The organism is Acetonema longum DSM 6540 (assembly GCF_000219125.1).
In the GTDB taxonomy this organism is placed as follows: domain Bacteria; phylum Bacillota; class Negativicutes; order Sporomusales; family Acetonemataceae; genus Acetonema; species Acetonema longum.
Genome location: NZ_AFGF01000234.1, coordinates 105,150 through 115,823, shown reverse-complemented (window position 1 = coordinate 115,823; position 10,674 = coordinate 105,150). Strand labels below are relative to the sequence as shown.

4 protein-coding genes are annotated in these 10,674 nt (G+C 56.7%); all 4 read right to left on the bottom strand.

Annotated features, from left to right (window positions below; genetic code table 11):
• On the bottom strand, positions 1 to 1,539 hold a 1,539-nt coding region (locus tag ALO_RS18115), incomplete at its 3' end, for an ABC-F family ATP-binding cassette domain-containing protein (protein WP_004099014.1).
• A 332-nt stretch (positions 1,540 to 1,871) separates the two neighbouring features.
• Entirely contained in the window at positions 1,872 to 4,373 is a 2,502-nt protein-coding gene (gene hrpB / locus ALO_RS18110; RefSeq protein WP_040293812.1) for an ATP-dependent helicase HrpB, read from the bottom strand.
• A 1,309-nt stretch (positions 4,374 to 5,682) separates the two neighbouring features.
• Complete coding sequence (gene uvrC, locus ALO_RS18100; protein WP_004099011.1) at positions 5,683 to 7,491, bottom strand: excinuclease ABC subunit UvrC; 1,809 nt, start codon at positions 7,489 to 7,491, stop codon at positions 5,683 to 5,685.
• Positions 7,488 to 10,400 (bottom strand): excinuclease ABC subunit UvrA, encoded by a 2,913-nt coding sequence (gene uvrA, locus ALO_RS18095; protein WP_004099010.1) that lies wholly within the window; start codon positions 10,398 to 10,400, stop codon positions 7,488 to 7,490. The genes uvrC and uvrA overlap by 4 nt, the downstream gene beginning before the upstream one ends.
• Between the last annotated feature and the right edge of the window lie 274 nt (positions 10,401 to 10,674).

Genomic DNA, 10,674 nt, shown 5'->3' with positions numbered 1-10,674 from the left:
CCATTCCTCCACATTCCAAACATCCGTCACCCAGCCGGCGTAAAAATCCGGTTCATGGGAAACTAACAGCACGGTGCCTTTATACTCCCTGAGAGCCCTCTGGAGCTCAGCTTTGGCCTCTGCATCCAAATGGTTGGTAGGTTCGTCCAGTACCAGCCAGTTTACATCTTTCAGCATCAGCTTGCACAGGCGCACCTTGGCGTTTTCCCCGCCGCTTAAGACCATCATCTGACTGGTGATATGCTCGGTGGTCAGACCGCAGCGGGCTAAGGCGGCCCGGACTTCGAAGTTGGTCATGCCGGGGTATTCGTTCCAGACCTCATCCAGGGCTGTGCTGCTGTTATGACGGCTGGACTCCTGCTCAAAATAGCCTGGCTGCAGGTAATCGCCCAGAGTCACCTGACCGGAAACCGGCGGAATGATCCCTAAAATAGTCTTTAGCAGAGTGGACTTTCCCAGGCCGTTAGTGCCCCGTATGGCCACCTTGCGGCCCCGTTCCAGGGCAATATTCACCGGCTTGGTAAGAGGTTCGTCATAGCCCAGCACCAGATCCTTGGCTTCCACCACAAACCGGCCCGGTGTCCTGGCTTCCCGGAACTGGAATACCGGTTTGGGCTTTTCCCGCGGTTTTTCCAGCATCTCCATCTTATCCAGCCGTTTCTGCCGGCTGTTGGCCATGCCCCGGGTGGCCACCCGGGCCTTGTTGCGGGCAATAAAGTCTTCCATTTTCTCGACTTCCTGCTGTTGGCGCTCATAGGCCCGCTGCTCCTGACTCTTTTTCACGGCGTACATTTGCTGGAACTGTTCGTAGTCGCCGGTATAACGGGTCAGTACGGTGTTTTCCACATGGTAGATAACATTGACCACCGCATTGAGGAAAGGAATATCATGAGAAACCAGAATGAAGCTGTTTTCATAGTCCCTAAGATATCGTGTGAGCCATTCGATATGCTCCACATCCAGATAGTTGGTAGGCTCGTCCAGGATTAATATCGTGGGATTCTGCAGCAGCAGCTTGGTCAGCAACACTTTGGTCCTCTGGCCGCCGCTCAGGTCGGTTACATCCCGGTCCAGGCCGACTTCCCCCAGGCCCAGGCCGTTGGCTATTTCTTCAATCTTGGCATCAATCATATAAAAGCCGCCATGCTCCAGCATTTCCTGGATCTCGCCCACGTCCTGCATTTGTCGGTCCAGTTCCTCCGGTGAGACGTCTCCCATTTTGTCATAAATAGACAGCATTTCGGCCTCCAGGTCATACATCTGCTGAAAAGCTTCCCGCAGAACATCCCGGATGGTTTTGCCCTTGGCCAGGACGGCATGCTGGTCCAGATAGCCCACCGTAACCCGGTTTGACCATTCCACCTTGCCTGCGTCCGGCATAAGCTGTCCGGTGACAATGTTAAGAAAGGTGGATTTTCCTTCCCCGTTAGCTCCCACCAGTCCCACATGCTCTCCCTTTAACAACCGGAAAGAGGCATTCTCTAAAATCTGACGGCCGCCAAAGCCGTGAGTGACATTTTCTACAGTTAATACGCTCATCGTTGCTCCCGCTCCTGCGTGATATTTTTACAAATGCCCCTTTATTGTAGCTTAAAAGGTATAGTTCTGTAAAGAATACTGCCCCAAAGTCATCTTCAGCCTCGAAACAGGGATCGTTCAAAAGGGTTCAGATGCTAGGTAAAAGCAACGCCTGCGTTGCCATACTGAAGAATTTAGGTGACTTTTCGGCTTATGAGAAGACATCTGCTACTACCTCTCTTCCGAAAAGTCACAATTCTGATAGTGTGACGAGGACGCGCGCGCAGACAGTACGTTCGCAAGGGTACGGCAAGCGCGCGCCCGCAGGAGCAAACGACGCAGATGGGCCCTTCTCAACGATCCCCCCGAGGGCGAGTCCGGTGGGTTGGTACCGCCTTCCACGGATCTTCCGGCCAATAGTGTTTTGGGTAGCGCCCCATCAGATCTTTTTTGACGGCAAAATACGTCTCCCGCCAAAAGCTAGCCAAGTCTCGGGTCACCTGGACCGGCCGCTGGGCCGGCGATAACAGGTGCAGGGTCAGAGGGACTTTGCCCCCGCCCAGATGGGGCGTTTCGGCCAAGCCGAACAGTTCCTGCAGCTTTACAGCCATCACCGGGCAGGCCGGATCGGAGTAATCCACCGCAATCTTCTGGCCGCTGGGGACTTCCATCCGGGCCGGAGCAGCCTCCTCCAGCTCACGGCGTTGTTCCCAGGTCAGAAGATTTTCCAAAATAGCCGTCAGATTCAGGCGCTGCAGGTCAGAGGCTTTGCTCATGCCGTATACATAAGGGCCCAGCCAGTCGGCCAGCGCCGACTCCAGGGCGGCGTCGGAAACGTCTGGCCAGGAAGGGTCCTGGTAATGCATGAACTGCAGCCGCTGCCGGTACTGGCAAGCTGTCTTGGTCCAGGGCAAAATCGCCAGCCCTTCCTGGGAGATTCCCTGCAGCAAGGCTGTCTGAACCGCCGCCGGTTCCGGACGGTCCGGCAGGATATCCTTCAGGACCAAAGCTCCCAGTCTCACTTCCTGGCGCGCCCGCACCGCCTGAACTGTCCGGTCCCAAACAATCGACGTGACCTCCCGGATGACCCCGGCGAAATAACGGTGCAAATCCACCAACTCCACGGGCGCCGCCAGCAAGATCCGGCTTTCCGGCCCCTGATCGTCCAGTTCGGCTGCTACTAGCCAGGCCGCCTGGGAAAGAGGCTGAATCGAGGCAAAATAAGCGCCTCGTCCATTGCTTAAGAGAAAACGGTCATTCTCCCGCTTCTGGCCAATCCGATCAGGATAAGCCATGGCCAATACCGCCCCGCAGGCGCTGATATCCGCCTGTTCCGCCGCCGGAATGGCAAATTTTCTGCGCCAATAGCGGATTTCAGCCAGCACCCGCCGCTGGCCGGCCTCCATCTCGCCGGAATCCCTTCCTGCCCCTTCCTTTCCCTTAAAACGGCGGACTGCTTCCAGCCGCAGCCGCAGGTCGGCATCCGGCTGGCCGGTCCTGCCGAATACATCCCGGCCATTCAGGAGAGCCGCCAATTCACAGGCCAGACTCCCCAGCCCGTGAGGGATGGCAGTCAGAATCATATGCGCCAGCCGGGGATGCAGGCCGTGTTCGGCTATGCTCTGTCCGTGGGAAGTGATGGCTCCCTGGGCATCTAAAACTCCCAGCCGCCTCAATAACTGCCGGGCCTGGCTGAAGGCTCCGGCCGGCGGTGTATCCAGCCAGCGCAGAATTTCAGGCTCCGCTGCGCCCCAGGCCGCCAATTCCAAAGCCAGAGGCGCCAGATCGGCCTCCAGTATTTCCGGCTTGGCGCTGGACTCCAGGCGGGCATCCGCCTCCTTCGTCCACAGCCGGTAGCACACCCCCGGTCCCAATCGGCCGGCCCGGCCCCGCCGTTGGTCCGCCGCAGCCCGGGAAACTCCTATGGTCTCCAGCCGGGTCATGCCGGTCCGGGGTGAAAACCGGGGCACCCGCATCAGTCCGCTGTCGACCACCACCTGCACTCCTTCTACCGTCAAGCTGGTCTCGGCAATGGCCGTGGCCAGCACAACCTTTCTCTCACCGGCCGGACAGGGCAGTAAGGCCAGGTCCTGAGCCGCCGATGGGAGATTGCCGTACAGGGGCGCAAGCCGGACATCAGGGCCAAGCCCTATCTCCCGAAGCCGGGCCTGCACTCGTCTGATTTCCGCCTCTCCGGGCAAAAACACCAGCACATCGCCGCTGTGCCGGCTCAGCGCCTCAATCACTGTATGGGCCACTGCCGGTTCAATGCGTCCTTCTATCTTATCTTTGCAATAAATCGTCTCTGTCGGAAAACTCCGGCCCTGGCTCGCCAGAACGGCTGCGCCGCCCATGAGAGCCGCCACCGGTTGGGCGTCCAGGGTAGCCGACATCACCAACAGTCTGAGATCCGGCCTTAATACTTCCTGAGCCTGCAGACAAAGGGCCAGTCCCAGATCGGCCTGCAGGCTGCGCTCATGAAACTCATCAAAAATAACGATGCCTGTATCGGTCAGAGCCGGATCAGCCTGCAGCAGCCGGGTCAAAACCCCCTCGGTCACCACTTCAATCCGGGTACGGGAACTCACCCGGGTCTCTAATCTGACCCGGTAGCCCACAGTCTCGCCTACCGGCTCCCCCAGGCAAGCCGCCATGTACCGGGCCGCTGCCCGGGCCGCCAGACGCCGGGGCTCCAGCATCAGGATACGGCGTCCCGCCAGCCAGGGTGTCTCCAAGAGAGCCAAAGGAACACGGGTAGTCTTGCCGGCTCCGGGCGGTGCAGTCAATACAAGATTGGAGGCGGACGCCAGCGCTGTTTTTATAGACGGCAGTGTGGATTCGATTGGCAGGTTCACGGTCAAGTCACCTCATCGTCTTTTAAGCGGCCGGTCCGGAACTGCCGCCGGCAGCCAGCGGAGCTTGTCCGCCTGTATGATATTATACCGCAAGGGGAAAATTCCTGACTATAGAAAAAGTTTCGGCATTTTTAGCGGCAAAAAAATAAACCGCAGTACCTGCCTCCTGGCATTTACCGTGGCCTATGCATGCAGACTCAGAAAGTATCACTTTTCGGATTCCTACTATTTCAAAGCTCCCTCTGGTTATCCGAAAAGTGACTTACTTTCCTCTTAACCCCAAGATGCAAGCATCTTTTTATGTAACGGTAAAGAGCCCGCAATGATCTACGCTACAGCCTATACCGATCATTACATACCTATACGCAATCTTTCGACTACCCACAAGCATTACACAACCGGCACAAACCTTTGCTCGACTGCCGCGGATACCTGCCGAACCTGCTGCAATCTCCCGACTGCAACAGACCCTTCCTAAACGGTTTTCCGGAATAAACCTCTCCGGAACCCACGACAGTCTTAGCTCGACCGCCAGCCATCCCTTTCGACCACACGACAACAGTTGGGCTGCCGTACAGCCTTACAAGACAGATAACGATCTGCCCGCCGACTCACGCCGAACCCTTTCAGACCCGACGCCAATCTTTGGCCGAATGACACCGAGCCTTTCAACCCGATATCACTCTTGGCTCAACCATTACGAACCCCTTACACTATTTAGTATGGTAATTTAATAGCCGGCTATGCGCTGGTTCTTCTGGCAAAATCCGTGAACTCTGCCGGCAAAATAAACAAACGGCCTCTCCCGTATCGTGGAAAAGACCGCCTGTCAAGTGCTCTGCTGTTCAGAGCCCTTACGTAAAGAGCCCGCAATGATCTACGCTACAGCCCATGCCGATCATTACATACCTATACGCAAACTTTCGCCTACGCACAAGCATTACACAACCGACATGAACCTTTGCTCGACTGCCCAAGACCCCTAACGAACCTGCTGCAATCTCCCGACTGCAACAGACCCGTAATCATAAGCTTCCGGAAACTTCCGGCGCCCCTGACAGTCTTAGCTCGACCGCCACTCATCCCTTTTGACCACACGACAACAGTTGGGCTGCCGTACAGCCTTACAAGACAAATAACGATCTGCCCGCCGACTGACGCCGAACCCTTTCAGACCCAACGCCAATCTTTGGCCGAATGATACCGAGCCTCACGACCCGATACCACTCTTGGCTCAACCATTACAGACCCTTTACATAGTTAGTATTGCAATATTTTGCCGATCTATGCATAAAAAAGTCAATAGTTCTTATTCCCCGGGTTTCCGCCGAAAAAAGGCATGCACCGCCTCCGCCGCCGGCTGGGTCATGCCGGGGGCGGAGGCCAAATCTTCCACTGTGGCGGCTTTGATCTTAGCCAGGCTGCCGAAATGATCCCATAGGGCTTTGCGTCGCTTGGGACCGATGCCTTCCACATGGTCCAGCACCGAGACCATGTTCCGTTTGGACCGCAGCTTACGGTGATAGGTGATGGCGAAACGGTGGGCCTCGTCACGGATCCGCTGCACCAAATACAACGCCTGGGAGTGACGCGGCAGAATCAGAGGATCGCTGATGCCCTCCCGGAAAATATACTCAAATTCCTTGGCCAGCCCCACTACCGGCATGGTCAACCCTTGGCCCCGGATGATTTCCAGCGCCGAAGACAACTGGCCCTTGCCGCCGTCGATAATGACCAGCCCTGGCAGGACACCCTCCGTGTCCCGGAAACGGCGGCTCAGAACCTCCCGCATGGAACGGAAATCATCCGGCTTTCCTTCCACGGTTCGCAGTTTGTAGCGCCGGTATTCGTTCTTGCTGGGCAGACCCCCCTCAAATACCACCATGGAAGCCACAGTTTCAGCCCCCTGGATGTGGGAGATATCGTAGCACTCAATCCGCTCCGGCGCCGGTATGGACAGATACTCAGCCAGTTCGGTCACAGCCCCCTGAGTATGGGCGACTTCACTGGCCAGTCTGGCGGCCTGCTCCTCCAGCACAATAGCGGCATTGCCGGCCGCCATGTTCACGATGTCCTTCTTGGTGCCCCGTTTGGGAATCTCCAGGGCAACCCGGCCGCCTTTGAGCCCGGTCAGCCACTCCGCCAGGAGTTCCTGTTCCGCCAGTTCCAGGGGCAGCAGCACTTCCCGGGGGATGAAGCCTGCCTGGTTGTAATATTGCTGGATAAAGGCCGTCAGCAGAGCATCGTCCTCTTCGTGCTCGCTATTAGCCAGGAAAAAGTATTCCCGCCCGATGAGCTTGCCGCTGCGAATGGAAAAAACCTGGACGCAGCTGCCGAAGGCTGAGCGGGCCAGGCCGATGGCATCCTGATCGCCGGCGCCGGTGATCACATTTTGTTTCTCGGTTACCTGTTCAATGGCCATAAGTTGATCCCGCAGCTTAGCCGCCCGCTCAAATTCAAGGTTCCCGGAGGCAGTCTGCATCTGACGCCGCAGCTCTTTGACCACAGTGTCGCTGCGTCCCTCCAGCAAGAGACACACTGACTGAATCATTTCCCGGTAGGTTTTGCTGTCCACCTTGCCAGTACAGGGGGCCAGGCAGCGCCTGATATGAAACTGCAGACAAGGCCGGTTGGCATCCAGTTTCTTACAGCTGCGCAGGGGAAACAGTTTTTTGATCAGCCCCAGGGTTTCATGGACAGCGCCCACATTGGTATAGGGGCCAAAATAGCGGGAGCCGTCCTTAGCCACTTTGCGGGTGATGTACAGGCGGGGATAGTCCTCCCCCAGGGTGACTTTGATATAGGGGTAGGTTTTATCATCCCGCAGGCTGATATTGTACTTGGGCCGGTGCTGCTTGATCAGGTTGCATTCCAGGATCAGGGCTTCCAGCTCGGAGGCGGTAATGATATATTCCAGGTCAGCGATGCGGCTGACCATGGACAAAACTTTCGGGGAATGATTGCGGCTGGATTGAAAGTAGGAGCGGACCCGGTTTTTTAGGTTGACGGCCTTGCCTACATAGATGATTTTCCCCTGGCTGTTTTTCATCAGGTATACGCCTGGCTTGTCAGGCAGGTGAACCAGCTTTTCCGCCACAGGGACCGCGGTTTCGATCATGAAGGCACCCCTCCGGCGGCCTTGGTTTCAGTCGAGGCTGATTTGGTTTTGCGGTTTTTGGTCTTGCCGGTGGCTTGCGGCAGCAGAGGCCGCAAAAACTGCCCGGTATAGGAGTCCTCGCAGGCTGCGATTGCTTCCGGTGTGCCTTTGGCGATCACCGTGCCGCCCCGGTTGCCCCCTTCCGGCCCTAGGTCGATCACATAGTCAGCGGTTTTTATGACATCCAGGTTATGCTCGATGACCAGCACGGTATCGCCGGCGTCTACCAGCCGCTGCAAGACTTCCAGCAGGCGGTGGACATCGGCCATGTGCAGGCCGGTGGTGGGCTCATCCAGGATGTAGAGGGTTTTGCCGGTGGCCCGCCGGGCCAGTTCGGTAGCCAGCTTGACCCGCTGGGCCTCGCCCCCTGACAGAGTGGTGGCCGGCTGGCCCAGTTTCATGTAGCCCAGGCCCACATCCTGCAAAACCTGCAGTTTGCGGCTGAGTTTGGAGAAGTTGGCGAAGAATTCTACCGCCTCGTCCACCACCATATCCAGCACCTGGGCAACGCTTTTGCCTTTGTATTTCACTTCCAGTGTTTCCCGGTTATAGCGGGCCCCTTTGCAGACCTCGCAAGGCACGTATACGTCCGGCAGGAAATGCATTTCGATCTTGATGATGCCGTCGCCGCGGCAGGCTTCGCAGCGCCCGCCCTTGACGTTGAAGCTAAACCGGCCCGGCTTGTAACCGCGCATCTTGGCTTCCGGCGTCTGGCTGAACACTTCCCTGATCAGGTCAAACAGGCCGGTATAAGTGGCCGGATTGGAGCGGGGAGTGCGGCCGATAGGGGACTGGTCAATATCGATGATTTTATCGATGTGCTCCATGCCCCGGATCTGGTCGTGATCGCCGGGCCGTGCCTTGCTGCCGTTCAAACGGTGGGCGAGTCCCTTGTACAGGATCTCGTTGACCAGGGTGCTTTTGCCTGAACCGGATACGCCGGTGACGGCGGTAAACACGCCCAAAGGGAATTTCACATTCAGACCCTTCAGGTTATTCTCCCGGGCGCCCAGTACTTCCAGCCACTTGCCGTTGGGCTTGCGCCGGACCTGGGGCAGCGGTATCCGCAGTTTGCCGGACAGGTATTGGCCGGTGATGGATTCCGGCGTTGCCATGATATCCTCCAGGGTACCCTGAGCGATCAGGCGGCCGCCGCCAGCTCCGGCCACAGGACCGATATCGATAATATGATCGGCCATCCGCATGGTGTCTTCATCATGTTCTACCACCAGCAGGGTGTTGCCTACATCCCGCAGCTTTTTGAGAGTATCCAGCAGACGGTTGTTATCCCGCTGATGCAGGCCGATACTGGGCTCGTCCAGGATGTACAGCACTCCCACCAGGCCGGAGCCGATTTGGGTGGCCAGCCGGATCCGCTGAGCCTCTCCCCCTGACAGGGTACCGGCAGCCCGGTCCAATGTCAGGTAATCCAGTCCTACATTGATGAGAAAGCCCAGGCGGGCCCGGATTTCTTTTAAAATCTGATAGGCAATGGTCTGCTCCCGCTGGGTCAGTTCCAGGGAAGTGAAGAAGGCCTGACACTCGCTGACGGTGAGACAGGTAACCTGATAAATATTTTTGCCCCCCACCAGCACCGACAGGACTTCCGGCTTGAGCCGGGCTCCCCGGCAGGTGGGGCAGGGTTTGGAACTCATGTATTCTTCGATTTCATCCCGGCTCCAGTCGGAGCTGCTTTCCCGGTGGCGCCGGTTTAACAGGGGGATAACCCCTTCAAAGGTGCTGTGATAGGTTTTTTCCTCGCCGTACATGTTTTCATAGGTAAAGGTATACTTCCGGGTTTCATCCCCCCAGAGGATCAGATGCCGCATGTCCTCCGGCAGGCCGTTCCAGGCGTCATTCAGAGAATGACCGTGTTGAGCCACGAAAGCGTCCAGCTGGCACATAAACCAGGAATTCAAATTTTTCCCCAGAGGTTCAATCGCCCCGTCAATCAGGGCTTTGTTGCCGTCAGGGATCACCAGGGCCAGGTCCAGCTCCAGGTTATTGCCCAGGCCGGTGCAGTCCGGACAGGCGCCGTAGGGATTATTAAAGGAAAACATGCGGGGGGTGATCTCCGGCAGGCTGATGCCGCAATCCACGCAGGCAAAGTTCTGGCTGAACATCAGCTCTTTCGATTCTTCCCCTTCTTTGCCGCCGCCGGTTACGACACTGACAATCCCCTTACTCAAATTAAGAGCGGTTTCCAGTGAATCAGCCAGACGACGATTGATGCCTTCCCGGATCACAATCCGGTCCACCACTACTTCAATGGTGTGCTTTTTATTCTTTTCCAGCTGGATTTCTTCGCTCAGTTCACGGATGACGCCATCCACCCTTACCCGAACATAGCCGTCCTTGCGGGCTTCTTCCAGCAGCTTCACATGCTCGCCCTTCTTGCCCCGCACCAAAGGCGCCAGAATGGTCAGGCGGGCGCCTTCCCCCAAAGTAATGAGCTGGTCCACTATCTGCTCTACAGTCTGCTGGCTGATAGGCTTGCCGCACTGGGGGCAGTGGGGCCGGCCAGCCCGGGCAAACAACAGCCGCAGGTAGTCATAGATCTCAGTGACCGTACCCACGGTGGAACGGGGGTTGCGGCTGGTGGTTTTCTGGTCGATAGAAATGGCCGGGGACAGGCCCTCGATATAGTCTACATCCGGCTTGTCCATCTGGCCGAGAAACTGGCGGGCATAAGCTGACAGAGACTCCACATAGCGCCGCTGCCCTTCGGCATAGATGGTATCAAAGGCCAATGAGGATTTGCCGGAGCCGCTCAGGCCGGTAATGACCACCAATTGGTCCCGTGGTATCTCTATGTCAATATTTTTCAGGTTATGTTGTCTGGCGCCTTTAACGATAATCTTATCTTTCACGCTGCAATCCTCACTATCATTAAAAAATTATTATTTAATGAATCTTATTTATTATACCATAGAATATCTGATTCCTCCATGAATATCGAACAATTGTACGGGGTAATTTGCAGCCTTTTTTGCGCAGTGCAGTCAACCAGCCAATACCGGCGGCCTTGTCAATGAAAGTAAATATCAGAATATCAGACCGTTGGCCGCCGGGGACGAATAAACGGCAAACTGCCGGGACAAAAACAGCGCCTGCCAAACACTCTCTGGTCAGGCAGGCGTTCTT

What these genes read in the sequence shown, in the direction of transcription:
- uvrC (WP_004099011.1), bottom strand. Translation starts at nt 7,491, where the DNA reads ATGATCGAAACCGCGGTCCCTGTGGCGGAAAAGCTGGTTCACCTGCCT.